Source organism: Candidatus Sulfidibacterium hydrothermale (assembly GCF_020149915.1).
GTDB lineage: Bacteria > Bacteroidota > Bacteroidia > Bacteroidales > F082 > Sulfidibacterium > Sulfidibacterium hydrothermale.
This window is the reverse complement of sequence record NZ_CP083760.1, coordinates 1,047,641-1,067,559: the sequence shown is the minus strand read 5'-3', so window position 1 is coordinate 1,067,559 and position 19,919 is coordinate 1,047,641. Positions and strand designations below refer to the sequence as shown.

Annotated in this window: 14 protein-coding genes; 6 read left to right on the top strand and 8 right to left on the bottom strand. The window is 42.2% G+C overall.

All coding sequences use genetic code 11. The annotated features are described in order from the left end of the window. Positions 1 to 621 carry a recombination mediator RecR gene (gene recR, locus LA303_RS04165; protein WP_240526680.1) on the bottom strand — a complete coding sequence of 207 codons (621 nt, stop codon included), beginning with the start codon at positions 619 to 621 and terminating at the stop codon, positions 1 to 3. 56 nt (positions 622 to 677) lie between these two features. Here recR and LA303_RS04160 point away from each other — a divergent pair, with 56 nt between their 5' ends. The 4 genes from LA303_RS04160 to LA303_RS04145 are packed head-to-tail and all read left to right on the top strand — an operon-like array spanning position 678 to position 5,719. After that, positions 678 to 1,376 carry a toxin-antitoxin system YwqK family antitoxin gene (locus LA303_RS04160; RefSeq protein WP_240526679.1) on the top strand — a complete coding sequence of 233 codons (699 nt, stop codon included), beginning with the start codon at positions 678 to 680 and terminating at the stop codon, positions 1,374 to 1,376. A gap of 58 nt (positions 1,377 to 1,434) precedes the next feature. Next, positions 1,435 to 2,067: a Sec-independent protein translocase subunit TatA/TatB gene (locus LA303_RS04155; RefSeq protein ID WP_240526678.1), complete on the top strand. Its 633-nt coding sequence runs from the start codon at positions 1,435 to 1,437 to the stop codon at positions 2,065 to 2,067. A 15-nt stretch (positions 2,068 to 2,082) separates the two neighbouring features. After that, the gene (locus tag LA303_RS04150) at positions 2,083 to 4,554 is read left to right on the top strand and encodes an OmpA family protein (RefSeq protein ID WP_240526677.1); all 2,472 of its coding nucleotides are present in this window, start codon (positions 2,083 to 2,085) and stop codon (positions 4,552 to 4,554) included. Continuing rightward, positions 4,541 to 5,719 (top strand): AIR synthase-related protein, encoded by a 1,179-nt coding sequence (locus LA303_RS04145; protein WP_240527107.1) that lies wholly within the window; start codon positions 4,541 to 4,543, stop codon positions 5,717 to 5,719. The genes LA303_RS04150 and LA303_RS04145 overlap by 14 nt, the downstream gene beginning before the upstream one ends. A 96-nt stretch (positions 5,720 to 5,815) precedes the next feature. On the opposite strand, the gene LA303_RS04140 is transcribed toward LA303_RS04145, so the two are convergent. Continuing rightward, positions 5,816 to 7,462 carry a fatty acid--CoA ligase gene (locus LA303_RS04140; protein ID WP_240526676.1) on the bottom strand — a complete coding sequence of 549 codons (1,647 nt, stop codon included), beginning with the start codon at positions 7,460 to 7,462 and terminating at the stop codon, positions 5,816 to 5,818. Between the two features lie 323 nt (positions 7,463 to 7,785). Between LA303_RS04140 and gdhA the strand changes: the two genes are divergently transcribed. After that, the gene (gene gdhA / locus LA303_RS04135) at positions 7,786 to 9,132 is read left to right on the top strand and encodes an NADP-specific glutamate dehydrogenase (RefSeq protein WP_240526675.1); all 1,347 of its coding nucleotides are present in this window, start codon (positions 7,786 to 7,788) and stop codon (positions 9,130 to 9,132) included. Between the two features lie 154 nt (positions 9,133 to 9,286). On the opposite strand, the gene LA303_RS04130 is transcribed toward gdhA, so the two are convergent. Beyond that, a complete protein-coding gene (locus tag LA303_RS04130; RefSeq protein ID WP_240526674.1) occupies positions 9,287 to 11,485 on the bottom strand; it encodes an APC family permease in 2,199 nt (732 codons plus the stop codon). Positions 11,486 to 11,615: 130 nt separating this feature from the next. On the opposite strand from LA303_RS04130, the gene LA303_RS04125 reads away from it, so the two are divergent. Further along, positions 11,616 to 12,149: an NUDIX hydrolase gene (locus tag LA303_RS04125; protein WP_240526673.1), complete on the top strand. Its 534-nt coding sequence runs from the start codon at positions 11,616 to 11,618 to the stop codon at positions 12,147 to 12,149. A 133-nt stretch (positions 12,150 to 12,282) separates the two neighbouring features. On the opposite strand, the gene LA303_RS04120 is transcribed toward LA303_RS04125, so the two are convergent. The 5 genes from LA303_RS04120 to LA303_RS04100 form a co-directional block, all read right to left on the bottom strand. Continuing rightward, positions 12,283 to 14,628 carry an ABC transporter permease gene (locus LA303_RS04120; protein ID WP_240526672.1) on the bottom strand — a complete coding sequence of 782 codons (2,346 nt, stop codon included), beginning with the start codon at positions 14,626 to 14,628 and terminating at the stop codon, positions 12,283 to 12,285. 155 nt (positions 14,629 to 14,783) lie between these two features. Next, positions 14,784 to 17,096 carry an ABC transporter permease gene (locus tag LA303_RS04115; RefSeq protein ID WP_240526671.1) on the bottom strand — a complete coding sequence of 771 codons (2,313 nt, stop codon included), beginning with the start codon at positions 17,094 to 17,096 and terminating at the stop codon, positions 14,784 to 14,786. A 76-nt stretch (positions 17,097 to 17,172) separates the two neighbouring features. Next, positions 17,173 to 17,862 carry an ABC transporter ATP-binding protein gene (locus LA303_RS04110; RefSeq protein WP_240526670.1) on the bottom strand — a complete coding sequence of 230 codons (690 nt, stop codon included), beginning with the start codon at positions 17,860 to 17,862 and terminating at the stop codon, positions 17,173 to 17,175. A gap of 194 nt (positions 17,863 to 18,056) precedes the next feature. Then, on the bottom strand, positions 18,057 to 18,449 hold the full coding sequence (locus LA303_RS04105; RefSeq protein WP_240526669.1) for a four helix bundle protein: 393 nt from the start codon (positions 18,447 to 18,449) through the stop codon (positions 18,057 to 18,059). A gap of 75 nt (positions 18,450 to 18,524) precedes the next feature. Then, on the bottom strand, positions 18,525 to 19,775 hold the full coding sequence (locus LA303_RS04100) for an efflux RND transporter periplasmic adaptor subunit (protein ID WP_240526668.1): 1,251 nt from the start codon (positions 19,773 to 19,775) through the stop codon (positions 18,525 to 18,527). Between the last annotated feature and the right edge of the window lie 144 nt (positions 19,776 to 19,919).

Sequence of the window (19,919 nt, the reverse complement as noted above, 5' to 3'; positions counted from 1 at the left end):
CTACTGGCGATTGGCTTCATCAAAAGGAAGTCGGTTCAAAATAGATCTTCCCAACGTAACTTCATCGGTATATTCCAATTCATTCCCAATAGCCACCCCTCTCGAAAGGGTGGTAATTTTAATATCAAAAGGCGACAGCAATTTGAAGATATAGAATCCGGTAGTATCGCCTTCCACCGTAGCCGGAAGCGCAAGGATAATTTCTTGAATTTCTTCGGTGCGCACCCGCTCCACAAGATGTGATAAATTCAAATCGTTAGGACCGATACCTTCCATCGGGTTAATAATGCCGCCCAAAACATGATACAAACCATTGAATTGGGCCGTATTTTCAACAGCCAATACATCGCGGGTATCTTCCACCACACAAACGGTATGTTCATCCCGTTTCGGATTACGGCAAATATCGCACAACTCATTGTCCGATATATTATTACACCTTTTACAAAACATGATTTCATCCCGCATTTTCATCAGGGCTTCAGCCAAATGACGTGTAACCAACGGATCTTCCCGCAACAAATGCAAGGAAAGCCGTAAAGCGGTTCTTTTTCCGATACCCGGCAAACGCGACAATTCTTTTACTGCCGATTCCAATAATTTTGAAGAATATTCGTTCAATTCATGTTACTTTTGATGCCGATAAAAATAAAACTTTTACTTCAGCGGTGGGCAAAATGAAACAATCATTTTTATTTCTGGTTTTAATGCTGTCATATCTTTTTCCTGTCAAAGCACAAAATGTCACGGATAAACAAGGGCTGCGGCAAGGAAAATGGACCGGAACTTACAGCAACGGAGCACTACGATACCGCGGACAATTTCGAAACGGGAAACCTTACGGAACTTTCATTTACTACTATCCTGCCGGCATGAAAAAAGCAGAAATGGTTTATTCTGACAATGGACGTAAAGCCCACGTTACCACTTACTACCTGGACGGGAAAAAGATGGCCGAAGGCTATTATTTCGACAAGAAAAAAGACAGCACCTGGCGTTATTACAACGATCCGGACGGGAAACTGGTTCTTGAAGAAAACTACAGCAAAGGCGTAAAAGAAGGAACAACCACCGTTTTCTTTCCGGAAACCGGCAAACCGGCTGAAGTAACCGAATACAAAAACGGAAAGAAAAACGGACGTTGGATAAAATACTTTTCAGACGGAAAAATTTCTACTATTGGCACTTATGTAAACGACACGCTGCAAGGTCCTTTTAAAGTATATGATATTACCGGACGGCTACTCATTAAAGGCCAATACAAGCATGCCTTACAAGACGGAACCTGGTACACTTATGACACATTGGGACAACTGCAAAAAAAAGTGATGTACCATAACGGCTTGCAAGTAAAAGCCAAAGAAAACAAAAAATAATTAACCGACAGTCCAAGGGGATTTTTTTTACTTTTGCGAATAACAAAAATTAATAGCATTGGTTTTACTCTTTTTTGATTTAGGTACGGGCGAGATTTTTCTCATCGTTTTGGCCATTTTTTTAGTTTTTGGCCCCGGTAAAATACCGGAGCTGGCCCATAGCCTGGGAAAATTCATTAATGAAATTAAACGGGCTTCGGAAGACGTAAAAAATGAAATTAACCGCGAAGCCAACCGGATTGAAAGAGAAAAAAAACGGGATGAATACGAAGCAAAAAAAACAAAAGCCGACCAGCCCGAAGTTTCTGACAGCCAACCGGCAGACGAAAAGAAAGAAGAAGTAAGCAATAAGCCCAGGAGGCAACAAACAAAAAAGAAGAATCCTGCAGAGGCCAAAAAACCGGGGCGGCCAAGAAAAACCACTTCCCGCAAACAAACCGAAACAGTCAGGAAAAAAAGTACCGGAAAACGGAAAACAACAGCAAAAACGACAAAAAGTAATACCAAAGAAACTACAGCAAAAAAAGGAAGCGGAAGAAAAGCAGCGGATAAAAAATCAACGGCCCAAAAACCGGGACGGCCAAGAAAAACAACCGCTTCGCGTACAAAACAGCAACCGAACAAACCGGAAGTACCCAAAAACGAAATTCATATTAAACCGGCAGAAAAAACCATCAGCACCAAAAGATAACGGAAGAAGAAACGTATGAAGGCACTAACGATCAAATATTTTCTGTTTTTACTGGCCATTCTTTTACCCGTCATTACCCTGGCCCAGAAAAAAAGTCCGGCGCATGCTGCCGATGAACTCTTTGCCCGGCAACAGTATTATGCCGCCATAGACAAATACAAAAAAGCCTTTACCAAAGTCAAAAACAACCGCGAAGAAAAAAACCGGATTATTTATCGTTTGGCTGATTGTTATTATTATACCGAAAACTACCATCGTGCCGAAGCTGCTTACCGCAGGCTGGTCCGGTTTGGATGGGCGAAAAACCATCCGGAAGTTTTATTGCACCTGGCCGATGTCTTAAAAATTGACGGAAAATACGATGAAGCCATCCAGCAATATAAGGCTTATGCCGAAAGAGTTCCGGATGATCCCCGCGGCAAACTGGGAGCCGAATCAGCTGCATTAATCCAAAAATGGATCAACAATCCGTCTAAATATAAAGTTACCAACGTCCGGAAACTCAATTCCCGGGCAGCCGATTTTGCTCCGGCTTTTCTCTCGGCCAATTACAACGAATTGGTTTTTACCTCTACCCGCGACGGAGTAACCGGAAAGGCTACCGATAAATGGACCGGACAAAATTTCAGTGATCTTTTTATGGCCCGGCAAGACAGAAAAGGCGAATGGAGCACACCGGTTTTGCTGGATAAAAATAAAAACATCAACACCCCGGCTAACGAAGGAGCCGCTCAGCTGAATAGTCGCTTTAACAAACTTTATTTTACCCGCTGTCCACAAATCCCTGACAAGAAAAACGGGTGTCAGATTTATGTTTCCAGCCGTATCGGCCGTAACTGGGGAAAAGCCAGACGGCTGATCATCCGTGGTGTGGATACCACCCAGGCAGTAGGACAACCTACCCTGAGCAGCAACGGACTTACCTTGATCTTTTCTTCGGACCGTCCGGGCGGTGCCGGAGGGAAAGACCTCTGGATGTCTGTCCGCACTTCCAAAAGTGCTCCTTTTGGCCATCCCATCAATTTAGGACCGCTGATTAACACCAAAGGCGATGAGATGTTTCCCTTTTTACGGGGCGACACCGCTCTGTATTTTTCATCCAACGGCCATGGCGGCATGGGCGGACTGGATATCTTTGTCAGCAAAATTGATTCATCCGGACACTGGGGAAAACCCAAAAATCTGAAATACCCCATCAACTCTACCTACGATGATTTCGGAATTATTTTTCATCCTACAGAATCATGGGGATATTTAAGCTCAAACCGGAAAGGCGGACGCGGAAAAGAAGATATTTACTATTTCATTGAACCTCCGCTCGAATTCACCCTTTCGGGTACCGTAACAGACGACCGGACCACATTTGGAGTACCCAATGCTACCGTACAACTTATTGGTTCCGATGGAATTACCGTAAAAACCATCACCAACGACAAAGGATTTTATTCCTTCGGTAAAAGCCAGATAAAACCCAATACCACTTACGAAGTAAAAGTAAGCAAAGACAATTATTTCAACAACATTGGCCGTTTCACAACAGCAGGAGTCGAATTTAGCAAAAACTTCAAAAAAGATATCGTTTTAAAACCCATTCCGAAAAAGCCCATCGTTTTGCCGGATATTCTTTATGATTTGAACAAATGGAACCTGAAACCGCAATATCAGGATTCGTTACAGGGATTAATCCAGACATTACGCGAGAATCCCAATCTGGTCATCGAGCTGGGCTCACATACCGACTCTCGCGACACGAAAGAATACAATGATATCCTTTCGCAAAAACGGGCCCGGTCGGTTGTTGATTATCTTATCATGCGCGGCATTGACCCCAAACGGCTGGTAGCAAAAGGTTATGGCGAAAGAGTTCCTCGCACCTTGCAAAAAGACATTGTAAAAGACGGTTTCCTTTTCAAAAAAGGAACCACGCTGGATGATGCCTTTATCAATTCGCTGCCCAGCAAGGCAGAAAGAGAAGCTGCATATGCGCTCAACCGGCGTACAGAATTCAGGGTACTACGCAAAGACTTTATTCCGAATGCCGGAAAAGTGACCATCGACACCACGGCCATTCAAATTGCTGTAAACCCAATAGAAAATAGCGTAAAATATACAACGGACAAGAAAACCGGAATGTATGTTGTTCCTTGTCTGATTAATGGCTATGACGAGAAATTTGTTTACGACCGCAACAGCTCCGGAATGATCTCGCTGAAAAAAGCATTAGCCATGCTTCAAAACGGTGTTATCAGCAAAAACAATTTCGAAGGTAATCCGAAAGAAATTTTGAAAAACAATACCATTGCCGACCATGCAGTGATTCATTTTGACGAGGTACGTATTGCCAATAAAACCGTTAAAGATGTCAAAGTGATTGTGAGTTACCGGTTAAATTTCGACCTGGTCTTTGGTAATTACATTCTACAAAAGTTCGGAAAGTATCATTTTAACACCCAAAAGCACCTGTTTATTTTTGATGAAAAAAAATAGCGAAAAAGGTTCCCGGTACGAAAACCGCGGCGTTTCTTATACAAAAGACGACGTCCACTCGGCCATTCAAAATCTTGACAAAGGACTTTATCCTAACGCATTTTGCAAAGTCATTCCGGATATTCTCGGCGGAGATAACAATTTTTGCAACATCATGCACGCTGATGGCGCAGGAACCAAATCGGCGCTGGCTTATATGTATTGGAAACAAACCGGTGACCTGAGTGTATGGAAAGGAATTGCCCAGGATGCGATTGTAATGAATACCGATGATCTGCTTTGTGTTGGAGCAACAGACAACATTTTGCTTTCGTCGACCATCGGGCGGAATAAGAATCTGATTCCCGGAGAAGTTATTCGCGCTTTAATTGAAGGAACAGAAGCCTTTTTAGAAAAGATGCGGGAATGGGGTATTCAGATTTATCTTACAGGAGGAGAAACAGCTGATGTGGGTGACCTGGTACGCACAGTAATTGTAGATTCGACCGTTACCGCACGGATTCCCCGCACAGAGGTTATAGAAAACCATATTCAGCCTGGCGATGTTATTGTCGGACTGGCTTCTTTCGGTCAGGCATCTTACGAAGAAGAATACAACGGCGGGATGGGGAGTAACGGACTTACTTCGGCCCGTCATGATGTTTTTGAACACTCGCTGGCCAAAATTTTCCCGGAAAGTTTCGATCCGCATATCCCGGAAAAACTGGTCTATACCGGCAACCTGAAATTAACCGGGCCGTCTCCTGTTCAGGGTATTGATGTCGGCAAACTGGTCCTGTCGCCTACCCGTACTTACGCTCCCATAATCAAAGAAATTTTTAAAACGCTGAAAAGTCAGATTCACGGAATGGTTCACTGCAGCGGAGGCGCCCAAACAAAGGTATTGCATTTTATTGAGAATCTACACGTTGTAAAAGACAATCTGTTTCCTGTTCCACCGCTTTTTGATATGATTCATCACCAATCGGGAACACCCTGGCATGAAATGTACCAGGTTTTTAATATGGGACATCGCATGGAGCTTTATGTACCGGAAGAAAATGCGGAACAGATCATTGAAATTTCAAAGCATTTTAATGTAGAAGCTCAAATTGTCGGACACGTAGAACCGTCAGAAACAAAAAGAGTAACCATTCAAACGGACAAAGGTACTTTTGTTTATTAACCCGGACTTAATCTGCTCTTCCCGGAAAAACCGGGAAAAGAAAAAGCCGGCTATCATTAAAAGACAGCCGGCTTTTTCCGTATGCTGAACCCGGAATTATTCTTTGTATTCAGCCCGGATTCGTTTTTTATCAATTTTCCCTACGGATGTTTTTGGAATTGCTTCTACAAAATCAATTCGTTGCGGAATGGCCCATTTGTTAATGGTTCCGTCATCCACAAATTGTTTCAAAAATTCCTGAATCTCTTCGGTTGTGGTTTCTTCTCCTTCTTTCAAAACGGCCATAGCATACGGACGTTCCGACCATTTTGGATCCGGAACACCCACCACGGCCACTTCAGATATAGCCGGATGTTTACTAATCAGATTTTCCAGTTCCAGCGAAGAAACCCATTCGCCACCGGTTTTAATCACATCCTTAATCCGGTCGGTAATTTTAAAGAAGTTCCGTTCATCTACATAGGCCACATCGCCGGTATGCAGATATCCGCCTTTCCATAAATCTTTACTTTTTTCTTCTTCTTTATAATAACTCTGGGTAAGCCAAGGCGTACGGGCTACAATTTCACCTACAGACTCCCCGTCATGCGGCAATGGTTTCATATTTTCGTCCACCACAAGCAACTCGGCCAACGGAATGGGAATTCCGGTCTTTGTTCGCAATTCCACCTGCCGTTCGATATTTTGTTTCCGGTCTTCGGCATTCATATAGGTAACTGTCAAGACCGGACAAGTTTCCGACATACCATATCCGGTAATCACATCTATACCCAGTTCAAGAGCCGCTTTAGCCAACCCCGCCGGCAATGCAGCGCCACCAATGACCACTTTCCAATTGCTCAGGTCAATGGCTTTAGCCACCGGACTGGAAACCAACATATGTAAAATGGTGGGGACACAATGAGAGAAGGTAACTTTTTCACTCAACAGCAGCCGCAACAACATTTCCGGCTCATAGCGTCCCGGATAAACCTGCTTCACTCCCATCATGGTAGCCGCATAAGGAACCCCCCAGGCATGTACATGAAACATCGGGGTAAGCGGCATGTACACGTCATTAGAACGGAAACGGGCTACCGAATCAAAAACACCAAAGGTAATCATCTCGGCCATCGAGTGCAGAACCAACTGACGGTGTGTAAAATAAACGGCTTTTGGATTCCCCGTGGTACCGGTTGTATAGAACATGGTAGCTACCGAATTTTCATCAAAATCCGGAAAATCATAAATATCGCTGGCCGATTTCAATAACTCTTCATATTCTCCTGAAATCACCATTTCATCTTCGGGCAATTCACCACTGTCTGTCATCAAAATACAGGGAACCGAAACTTTAAGTTTATCTTTAATTCCTTTTAGCAGGGGCAAGAAATCGGTATTGGTAAACACAATTTTATCTTCTGCATGATTCATCGTATAAAGAACCTGCTCCGGCGACAATCTGAAATTCACCGTATGAAGCACAGCCCCAATCATAGGAACAGCAAAGAACAGCTCCAGATAACGGGGCGAATCATAATCCAGCACAGCCACGACATCTCCGGCCTGAACACCTAAATTAGTCAATACATTGGCCAGTTTCCGTATTCGTTTATTCAGTTCAAAATAATTGTATCGTGTCAAATCACGATATACAATTTCATTGTTAGGTTCGTATTTAAGCGAATCGGCCAGTATCCGTTTAATCAGCAAAGGATAGGAATACGCTTCTTCTGTTGACGGTAAAATCTTTGTTTTAAGCATCTTATATGTTTTTAGGAATTATTGCATACAAATTTATTAAAAATCCTTCTGCATTTCAAAAAAATGTGATTTTTTAACAACACGCCGGAAAGGGCAGATTATCCATAAAATATTATATATATCGTGAAATTTTATCAGGGCAAAAGCGTCTTTTTCATCCGGTGAAAACCCCGAAACAAATCTTTGATTGTACAATACGTAATTCCCTTAAATTCCTACGAAAATCCCCCAAATCGTCCGGAAAACGGGACAACGGCCCCTATTTTTGGGTAATTTCGGGCTCAGAAACGAAATAATACGTTTAACCTTAAAAATAATAAAAAATGGCAAATTACGAACAACTGGTCAATGATTTCATGGCGAAAGTCATTGCCAAAAATCCCGGTGAAGTTGAATTTCATCAAGCCGTACATGAAGTAGTAGAATCTTTGATTCCTTTTATTGAGGAAAATCCCCAATACAAAGAAGCCAAAATTCTGGATCGCATGGTAGAACCCGAAAGAGTAGTGATGTTCCGCGTTCCGTGGCTGGATGACAAAGGAAATATCCAGATCAACCGGGGATATCGTGTGGAAATGAACAGTGCCATTGGCCCTTACAAAGGCGGATTGCGTTTTCACCCTACAGTAAACCTGGGCGTTTTGAAATTCCTGGCCTTTGAACAAGTTTTGAAAAATTCTTTGACTACTCTGCCCATGGGTGGTGGTAAAGGAGGCTCCGATTTTGACCCCAAAGGAAAATCAGACAATGAAGTCATGCGCTTCTGCCAAAGCTTCATGACCGAATTACAACGTCATATCGGACCGAATACCGACGTTCCGGCCGGAGACATTGGAGTTGGTGGCCGTGAAATCGGATTCCTCTACGGACAATACAAAAGACTGAGAAATGAATTTACCGGCGTACTTACCGGCAAAGGTCTCGAATGGGGCGGTTCACTGATTCGTCCGGAGGCTACCGGATATGGTGCTACCTATTTTGCCAAAGAAATGCTGGCTACCAAAGGAGAAACCTTTGAAGGAAAAACTGTGGTGATTTCCGGTTCTGGTAATGTAGCGCAATATGCTACCGAAAAAGTAACCCAACTCGGCGGTAAAGTAGTAACCCTTTCCGATTCGTCAGGATACATTTACGATCCCGATGGCATTGATGCTGAAAAACTGGAATTTGTCATGTACCTGAAAAATGTAAAACGGGGTCGTATTAAAGAATATGCCGAAAAATATGGTGTAGAATACCACGCCGGCGAACGTCCTTGGGGTGTAAAATGTGATGTGGCCATGCCTTGTGCAACACAAAATGAAATCAGCGAAGACGACGCTAAAAAACTGGTTTCCAATGGCTGTATTGCTGTAAGCGAAGGCGCCAACATGCCTTCTACTCCTGAAGCTATTGCTATTTTCCACGAGCACAAACTGCTCTTTGCTCCGGGTAAAGCAGCCAATGCCGGTGGTGTAGCTGTTTCGGGTCTTGAAATGAGCCAGAACTCACTCCGCCTGAGCTGGACCCGCGAAGAAGTAGACAACCGTCTGCATCAAATCATGAAAGATATCCACTCCACTTGCGTGAAATATGGTACCGAAGGTGATTATGTTAATTACGTTGAAGGCGCCAATATTGGTGGATTTGTAAAAGTTGCTGATGCCATGCTGGCACAGGGACTGGTATAAAAAATTGTATTACAGCTTATCTGAAAAAGAAAGGGTTGCGGGAATGGCCGCAACCCTTTTTTCTTTTCTCTATCGACAAATTATAAAGATGCCAAAAGCCTTTATACACCTATTGTATTTTAAGATCTATAATGGCAAATGCCCATATTAAAACTCAATCACCTATATGTAAATCGCTGAAGAAAGAAGAAGCCTTCACCAGAACCAATGTTCCCAAATCATTATACAAACTATCGGCATGTTCAATAAAATCCTTCTCTTTTCCGGTCTGCACTTCTGCCATTCCCATGATAATCAGATCGGCTTCTGCTGATCGGGTTTTAATAATATCATGAACATTTTCACTTTGGGTTTTCACGATCACTTCAACTTCGGCCACCATCCGGTGCTGATTCAGTAATTTCTGCATCCGTTTTCTAATAGAAGCTTTTTTCTTTTTCCCGTTCGTAATAAGCATTAACCGAAACACCGCATTGTGCCAGGCATAATCGGCATGGATAAACTTCATCAGCGAAAGCATCAGGCTTCCGTTATTCGACCCGCCACGCAGCCACACATCCACCCGGGTATAATTCCCAAAACCTTTCTTCTTATCATAATCCAGCATCACGATATTCAGATCCATATCTTCAAAATAGCGCAACATTTGGGCAAAACGCATGGGCTCTTTGGTGTGACGTCCCCATCCCAGCACCACCGTATTGGGTTCTATTCCGGAAAACCCATACGTAGCAGCCAGGCTTTCCATGGCGCCGTAAATATCATTACAAACCTGACGGCGTTTAAAAATGGCTTCATCACCTTCCATTTCTTCTTCAGGAATTGCCACATGATGCGAAGGGAAAAGCCGGCGGGCACGCGGACTCAACACCAGGTCAAAATTGGAAATCATCCCGTATTGTCCTGCGATAAAACGGCTAAATTCAACCAGATACGGCCGGCTTGACTTGCCACCGCTAAACAAAAGAATATTTGCCCGCCAGTTGGCCTCGGTAAAATGCATTTTTTTAAACCGGGTAAGCACCCAGCGGATGATAGAAGCCAGCACACTGGGCCAGATATCGTTCATGGCCAGGTGAAGCTGTTTTTTCCGGATGAGATAAAAAATAAATCCCAGAATCAGAAACGCTCCGACCATAGCCAGCATATCCAGCTTAAACATGATGAGAAATGAAGTGATAAATCCCAGAACCCCTACCCAGGCCGGAATACGAAAAGATGGACGAAAATCAGTACTGGCCCATTTTTCAAGTACAAATGCCAGGTTTATAAAGCCGTATGCCGTTAAATAAAACATGGTAACCAGTCCGGCAATGGCGTTTAAATCGCCCACCAAAATTCCCAATTCAGAAAGAATAAAGGTGAAAATAAGCGCATTGCGGGGTTCTCTGTTTTTTCCGTGTTCTTTGGCCAAAACCGGTGGAGTAATATGATCTTTGGAGATGGCCTGAATAATTCGTGGTCCTCCAAGAATTCCGCCTAAAGCCGAAGAAAGTGTAGCACCCCAGATTCCGGCAACTACCAGCAAAGGAATCCAGGCTACGGTCAGTAAGAAATTATAATTATTGATCAGCAGATCTCTGTCTACAAACAAATTAAATCCAACTGCCAAAGCCAGATAAATGATCAACCCGGTAAAGATGGCAAATAACGTTCCTGCCGGAATATCTTTTTTGGGGTTTTTCAGATCACCCGACATGGCCACTCCTGCTGTAAATCCCGTTACCGCCGGAAAAAAGATGGCAAAAACTTCTGTAAAGCTGGCCACTTTAAAAGGAACAAAAGATGCCGAAGAAGCTGCAGCAGCCGGATGGAGAAAAAATCCCACAAAAACCGACAGCAAAGAAAGGCCAATGGCCCCCAGAACCACAAACTGGGTTTTGATGGCAATATGCGTACCAATAAGGGCTATAGCAGCAAGAATAATCAAAACCACCGTTCCCACAATCCGGGTATTGTGTATTGTCGGTCCGGCCATACCCAGAAAATGCTGAATGGACGGGATATCCAAAAAATTCTCTACAAAACCGACAATATACAGTGAAATACTCAGGGCTGTTCCCACAAATAACGTTATCCCGATGGAGCCTCCCATGGGAAGTCCAAGCGAACGGGACAAAATATAATAGATTCCTCCTGCTTTGATTTTTTTATCGGTAGCAATGGATGAGATACTCAATCCGGTGGTAATGGAAATAACATGCGCCAGCAAAATAACGGCTATACTGCCCCAAATTCCGGCTACTCCGGCAACCCATCCCAAACGGAGATACATGATCACCCCCAGAATCGTCAGGATAGAGGGAGTATATACCCCGGCAAAAGCCCCAAACTTTTTTGCTTTATCGCTCATGTGCATGAAAGAGAATGGTGTAAAAATAGCAAAATTTAATCACCCGTTTCCAAAGTTCCCTTTCCTGTGTTAAAACATCTTAACAAAAAAGGATTTTACGGCTAAAGCTGTACATTTGTCAGAAAAAGGCATGAAAAAGTGGAAAATTCTCGGACAGGAAACCGTATGCGATTTTAAACTGTTTAAATTTTACCGCCGCGATTTACTGAATACGCACAAAAACTCGGAACACCATTTTTATGTGATGGAAACACCCGACTGGATTAATGTGGTTCCGGTAACGCCGGAAGGAAAAATCGTTTTGATCAGACAATACCGTGCCGGTACCGATGAAATTACTGTAGAAATCCCAGGCGGTGTTATCGACAAAGAAGATGTTTCGCCCGAGGCAGCCGCCCGCCGCGAATTGGAGGAGGAAACCGCTTATGTGTCGGATGAACTGACGCTGCTCGGAGCAGTACATCCCAATCCTTCTTTTATGTCGAATACCTGCTATTTTGTACTGGCCCAAAACGCAAAACGGACCGGGAAAACCCATTTCGACCCCGGCGAAGACATCGAAACTTTTGAAATAGAACCGGAGGAGCTGAAGCAGGCCGTAAAAACCGGAAAAATCAAACATGCCCTGACAGTAGCTGCATTGGGGCTCTTTTTTCAAGAGTGATTCCAATCTCGTTATCCTACCACCATCCAAATCATCAACCCTCTCACCTTCTTACCATCAACCCTTCCTACCTCCACTACCCTCTCACCCTTCCACCATCTCACCCCTCTACCTTCCAACCTTTCTACCTTTCTCATTCATACCTTAACGCTTCCACCGGATTCTTTCGGGCTGCTTTTATCGTAAAAATGGACACCACCCCGAGAACAGCCGCCGTAATCAAAACGGAAACCAACACAAAAACCCACCATTTCATAGGAACGGCATAAGCATACTGTTGTAGCCACAGTTTGGAAATTTGATAAGAAACCGGGATGAAAATAACCAGAGCTATGGCGATGTTCCACATAAAAACTTTGTTGAGCAACAGTAACAACGCATTTTCGGAAGCACCGTTTACTTTGCGGATACCCAGTTCTTTGGTGCGTTCGTGAATCATACTCAGGGTAAAACCCACCAGCCCGGCCAGCGTAATCAGCGCGGCCAAAATCGAGAACAAAACCACCGTATTTTTTACAGCACGATCCAGTTGGTAATTCGCCTGCAGCGAAGCATTGTAAAACCTTACCTGAACAATTTGTCCCGGTACAATATGCTGAATGGCGGACTTTATTTTTCTGACCGTATTGCGTATTCCCTGTGGTGCAAGTCGTACCGTAAGTACCGAATAAACCGAATGTTGGTCGTATTGGTTAAACACTACCGGCTGCATAGCCGAATGCAGCGACCCGGTTACAAAATCATTTACGACACCCCGGATAATCATCGGCGATTTCCAGAAATAAATGGTTTTCCCCACAGGATTTTGTAATCCAAACCGTTGGGCGGCTTTGCGTGAAATGACCACGCCGTTTTTTTCGATATTTTGCTGAAACCCGGGTCCTTCCAGTTTCATTTTCAGCGTAGCAAAAAAATCTTTGTCCACCGAAAGATTACGTACAATAATTGTCTTTTGCCCGTCGGGAGTAGCGGAAAAACCGTTTCCGGGAAGCCCCCATACCGGTATGCCGTCAGACAAACAAGCCGACAACACATTGGGAATCTTTAAAATTTCGCTTTTGATTACCTTGTCTTTAGAATAGAGCGGTTTGTTTTGCAATTCGATGTAAACCAGTTGGTCTGAGTTATATCCTTTGTTGAAGTAACGAATAAAATTAAACTGGCTGTAAATAAAAAACAAAAAAATGAACAGAAAAACAGAAATACCAATTTGCAGGGTAAGCAATGCCCGCTGCAGATTCCGGTTAAGAGGCGGTTTGTAAAAGGATGCCGTTTTTTGTGTCGTCATAAAAAAGCGAATCGACCAGCGAACCGGCACAAAATAAATCACCAGAAAAGCAAGAACAAACAGCAGCAGGAACAAAAGCAGAAAAGTCCGGTTGGTGAACGCTTCTGCCAGTCCAAACTGAAAATTAGCTTCGATAAACGGATTCATCAACAACAAAAAGAGTATCGCTATTCCTGTTGAACTCAGCATGTAAAACAACGCTTCGTTAAAGATAAATCGCTGGATATCTGCTACGGAAGCCCCAAGGGTGCGATGGATGGCGATTTCTTTCATAAACTTATTGTATCCTGCCAGCACCAGCAAAAGCGAATTGAAACAAACCAGTCCGAAAATCAGGATACCAATAAAAATCATGATGTAATAGGTCATTTTCTTTTCCGGATTTTCGATAAAAGCCGCTTTTGTGATGGGAATTAACTCGTATTTTGAGTAAAAACCGTTGGCTTCGTCGGCTGCCACATTGTAATGCCGGCGCAAAAAAGCGGGCATTTCTTTTTCAATTTCGTGCGGATTGGCATTTTTTGTAAGTTTTACGTAGCCGTGAAAGCTGTCGCCGCCGTCCCAGCCCATGTATAAACGATGTTCGTCTTTTAAAGTGGCAAACGAGATAAGTACGTCTGCCTGAAAGCTGGCATTGGGTGGCCAGTTTTCAATAACGCCGGTGATGACAATCGGTCGTACTTCGTTCAAATAAATGACTTTATTCAGTGCTGCAAGGCTGCTGCCAAAGAGTTTTTTAGCAAATTTTCGGGTAACGACAGCGGTGTTGATTGTTTGCAATGCCCGGTTTGCTTTTCCAGCGACAAACCAGCGGGAGAAAACTTTGAAAAAGGAAGAATCGGCATAAATCGTATTGGCTTCAAGCAGCGACTCTTTAACTTTGTAAGTGGTTTTCCCGTTGAGAAAAAGTACCGTTCCGTATTTCACCTGCGGGAAATCGGTAACCATAGCCGGCACCAGCGGTTGTACAAGTGATCCACTGATTCCGCTGTAATTGGGTGACTTAAAGTTATTAAACACTTCGTAAATCCGGTTCTTTTCAGGATAAAAATTATCTGTATTCAACTCATTCCAGGCCACATAAAAAAGCACCAGTGCACTGGCCATTCCCACACCCATGCTGATAATCCGCAGCCAGGCTGTCAGTTTTTGAGATTTTAACCTTTTCAATACAATGATGATCATATTCATAGTTGTCTTTTTTATTGTTATTTAGTACGAAAAGGGTTGGAAGGTAGAAGGGTGGAAAGGTTGGAGGGAATGGGTGTTTTTTACTTTTTTATCTTTTCACCTTCTCACCCTTCCACCCATCATCTTTCCGCCTTTTTTCTCATTCTTTCATCCTCTTACTCATACCGCAATGCTTCCGTCGGATTTCTGCGTGCCGCAATAAAAGTCTGCCAGCTTACGGTAACCATTGCAATGAACAAAACGATCAGCCCCGCAAGGACAAAAATCCACCAACTTAAAGTTGTTTTATAAGCAAAGTTTTGCAACCACCGGTGCATGGCATACCAGGCAATGGGAACGGCAATAACGAAAGCTATTACCACCCACTTTACAAAGTCTTTTGTGAGCAATTTTATAATCTCGGAGGTTGAAGCTCCGTTTACTTTGCGGATACCGATTTCTTTGGTACGACGACGGCTGGAATGAAATGCAATCGCAAATAATCCAATCATTGATAAAAATACACTAATCAAACTACAGGCTCCGATTAAGTTTGCATAATTCTTATTTTCACGATTTAACCATTCGTATCGGTCACCAATTGACTGTATATTTACAGGGAAATCGGGGATTAACTTATCCCATGTTTTTGAAATAATTTTTCTTACATGTGCAGCTTGACCTTTTGCCGGTTTCACTATCAGGTAAAGACCACTGCTTCTGTAAGATATACAGGAAGGCTTTATGTGTTTTTTTACACTTGCAAAATTGAAATCTTTTACAATTCCAATTACAATTAAATTGTTTTCTCCGGGAAGTTTATGCCCGATTAAGTGACGACCGGAGAAAAATCTTGCAAGCGATTCATTGATAATACATTTATTTTTATTTGATTCTGCGTCCTGTGAAAAATTATTGCCTTTAATGATTTTAATTCCAAGGGCTTTTATATAATTCTGATCGCCATAAAAAATAGTAGGGGTGTATGGCTTTTTCTCTCCATGATCATCATAATGTAATAAAACCTCCCAATGTGCCAAAGATACTGGTGAGGACGAAGCTAAGGAAACTACTTCAATTAACGGTTGTTTCTCAAGCTCTGTTTTAAAAACAGGAGCAAGGTTTTTATGTTGAACCGGAATTTTGACTATCAGAGTTTGTTTGTTCAATCCAATATTTTTATTCATTATGTAATGAATTTGCTTCAAAATAATGAGGGATGCTATAATCAATATAATAGAAACAGAAAGTTGAAAAATATTAAATGCCGGAAAGTTCATTTTTCCAGCAAATCGGAAGTTTACAGGTTTAAGCCCTTCGACTACCGTAATTTTCTTAATTCGGACTAAAGCAAACAGGTACGTTGCAAAGAGAATCAGGGCAGGAATTCCCAATAATAATCCAATTCTTTTCGTTTCAAAAATATAGGAAATTGAAATAGTTGAAGAAGTCAATTGGTTAAAGAAAGGAATAATCCAGCCAATTAAAACAAGGCTTATTGCAAATGCTGTTCCTATTAAAATGAAACTTTCTACCATAAATCGTGTCACCAGATTTGCTTTTGAGCTTCCATTTATGCAGCGGATTGCATATTCTTTGGTTTTTTCGATGAGTCGGTTGTTGGTTAATCCTATATAATTGAAAAGTGCAATCCCCAATATCATAAATGCGATTATAAGGGCAATTGTTAAGTCTGATTTATCGCGACTATATTGTCCCCGAGAAGTATCAAAGTAAACAGACTTCATATTTTTTAAAGAATAAGAGCCGGGCTTCCTGTCATACATAATGGGGATAGAAGTCTTGTATTGAGCAAATTTCTGTTCAAGTTGTTTTATATTCGTGTTTTTTGCAAGTAATAGATAACATTGCGTACCAATTTTATCATTAACCCGGGTGACCATATCGAATTTTAATTGCGAGCATTCAAGCGGTTTTTTAAAAATTCCGCTCACAACCATTTGACGTTGTCCCTTTCGATTTATCAAAATGATTTTCCGGCCGATAGGGTCAGCAGTTCCAAAATATTTATGGGCCAGCTTTTGTGAAATGACAACATCCTGATTTGTTTTCAATACATTTTGTGGCAAATTTGAAACCAACTTGTATGAAAAGAATTTAAAGAAATTGGAGGATGCGGCGATGACTTTGGGCTGATCAAAATAATTTTGGTTATTGGCAATTACTTTTTTTAGAGGATTATAATTCCAAATTCGGCAAAAATCTTTGACTTCGGGAAAGTTCTTTTTCATATACTCCGCTGCACCGGGGCTAACATAATACATCTTTTCCCCTTTCCTAAACGGGTTGTCAGCTTGCAAAATATAAATGCGGTTTTTATTTTTTTGAAATCCATCCGCATTGTATTCTCTGGCAACAAAGATGAAGATTAAATTGATACATGCAATTCCAATGGCAAGACTAATAATGATAATTGTAGAATTTAGCCTGTGCCTGAAAAGACTTTTAAAAATAGTTTCTATCTTCATTTCATTTTGTTTTGTTAGTTTGTTGATTTCCAGAGCTTGACTTAAACCTGACACGTTTTGATATTCTTCAAAAAAATCAGACTTGTACCGTTTCGTTCACCTTCTCCATAATCACTTCTCCATCCAGCAACTGGATAGTACGGTGGGCATAGGCAGCATCGCGCTCGGAGTGGGTGGCCATGACAATGGTGGTGTCTTCCTGATTGAGTTCCGAAAGCAGGTTCATCACTTCGATACCATTTTTTGAATCAAGGTTTCCGGTAGGCTCGTCGGCCAGAATCAGGTCGGGATTGGCCACCACAGCCCTTGCTATGGCTACACGCTGCTGTTGTCCGCCTGAGAGTTGCTGCGGAAAATGTTTCATACGATGCCCGATGTTCATGCGTTGCAATACTTCTTCCACTCTTTTGCGGCGTTCAGAAACTTTCATTTTCAGGTAAAACAAGGGCAATTCCACATTGTCGTAGGCATTCAGTTCGTCGATCAGGTTAAAACTTTGAAAGACAAAACCGATGTGCCCTTTTCTGAGTTGGGTGCGATTTTTTTCTTTCATGTTGGCCACCTCAATTCCGTTAAACAAGTAGCTGCCTTTGGTAGGATTGTCCAGCAGTCCGATAATGCTGAGCAGAGTAGATTTCCCGCAACCCGAAGGCCCCATAATGGCGACAAACTCTCCTTTTTTTACTTCCAGATTTACTCCGTTTAACGCATAAGTTTCGATTTCGTCTGTCCGGAATACTTTTACAAGATTTTTAATTTTGATCATAATTATTTAATTTTTCAAGTTTATATATGGGTTGGATGGTAGAAAGGTTGGAGGGTGAGAGGGTAATTCTTTGCCGTCTTTTTGCTTTTTTACCTTCTAACTCTTTTCCCATTCTATCTTTTACTTTCTAGCTCTCCATCCTTTTACCTTTTTATCCTTCCACCTTTCCAACCTTCCTACCTTTCACTTCTCTCTCATTTTTTCCTTCTTAATCCATCTCTGTATGTTATCAGTTTTTGAATCATCGCGGATAATGATTTTGTTCTTTCAATCAAATCGGCCGGGTCTTTAACCATTCCAACACGTTGGGCTATAATTAACTGTGTTCTGAGTTCGGCACAGGATGCTTTTGCAATGCGCAGGAACCGGATAAATTCATTATTGGTTTGTCGGTCGTACCCTTCGGCAATATTAGAAGGTATGGAAACGGATGAGCGCTGAATTTGGTCGCGGAATCCAAAATTTTTAGACTTACTAAACAAAGCATAAACATCCACGGCAATGGTTACGCTGTCCTGCCAAATTTGTAAATCTTCAAATTTCTCAACTTTGTTGTTCATAATCGTATTGTTTAAAATGTTTTCCATTCTTTTTTTGGTCATCAACCTTTCACTCTTCCACCTTCTAATCTTTCCACCCTTCTACCCATTCTACCTTCCCACCTACCTAAACACCAGCCTGTCATTATCTCCAAAGTTATCATAATCTGATACAACCACCCTTTCGCCCGGTTTCAGCCCGCTGAGTACTTCATAATACTTCGGGTTTTGGCGGCCGATGGTGATGCGGCGTTTTTCAGCCGATTTTCCGTCTTTCGACACCACAAAAATCCATTGTCCTCCGGTATTTTGAAAGAAACCTCCCCGCGGCAGCAGCAAAGCTTTCGAAGGATTTCCCAATTGCAGACGAATGTAATACGTTTGTCCGGTACGCATGTTTGCCGGTGATTTACCCACAAACACCATTTGCACTTCAAAACGGCCTTTGTGAACCCCCGGCAATATTTTTCGGATACGCAGTTTATATTCTTTGCCGTTCCGGTCTAAAACAGCAATTAATCCCACACGCACTTTGTCAATATAATGTTCGTCGATTTGAGCGGTTACTTTGTACGAGGTGAGGATGTCAATTTGCCCGATCCTGCCGCCTTTCGGCACCGATTGCCCTACTTCTACATCTAAGGTGGTGAGCTGTCCGTCCACCGGTGCTTTCACATTAAGACTTTGCTGGCGCTGGCGTACCAGCTTCAGGTTCAGTGCCATGTTGCGCAAATTTTCTTTCATCTGCTGAATTTGGATAGTGCGATAGATAGAATCCTGCTTTTGGCGTTCCAGGTAAAGCTGATAGCTCTGTTGAGCATATTCGTAGTCTTCTTTCGATTTTAAATAATCATTTCGCGATATCAGCGTATCCCGATAAAACACTTTGTTTTGTTCGTAAATTCGTTTTTTGCGTATCAAGTCGAATTTCAAATTCAAAATTTCACGTTTAACGCTTAGTTTTTCCTGTTCCATGGTTACCCGTGTATCACGCAGAAAGTTGCTGTTTTTGGCCAGTTGTGCTTCGCTGTTTAAAATACTCAGCCGTAAATCCGGATTACTCAGCCGTAAAATTACTTCGCCTTTTTTCACCATGGCTCCTTCTTCCACCAGTTTCTTTTCCACCCGTCCGCCTTCCTGTGCATCAAGATAAATAGTGGCAATGGGTTCTACGGTGCCCATCACTGAAATGTAATCATAAAAAACACCTTCTCTGACCGTGTCAATGGTTAGTGTGTTGGCATCTACCCGGTAGGTGGACAAATTTGTAGCAAAAAATGCTTTGTAAATCAACAGTAAAAACAGGATTACCCCCAAGCCGATGTAAACATGTTTCTTTTTTATGCCTTTCTTCTTTGCTATCGGTCTGTCCATAATTAAAATTTTGTTGTCCGCTTTGTTTTTCACAATAAACTGTTCAATGGTTGTGCCGAAAAGCGTAATAAATTTAAAATCAGCACAATACAATAGATACCGATAAGTTTAAAGCAAAAAAGATGTAAAATATTTTTACACCGG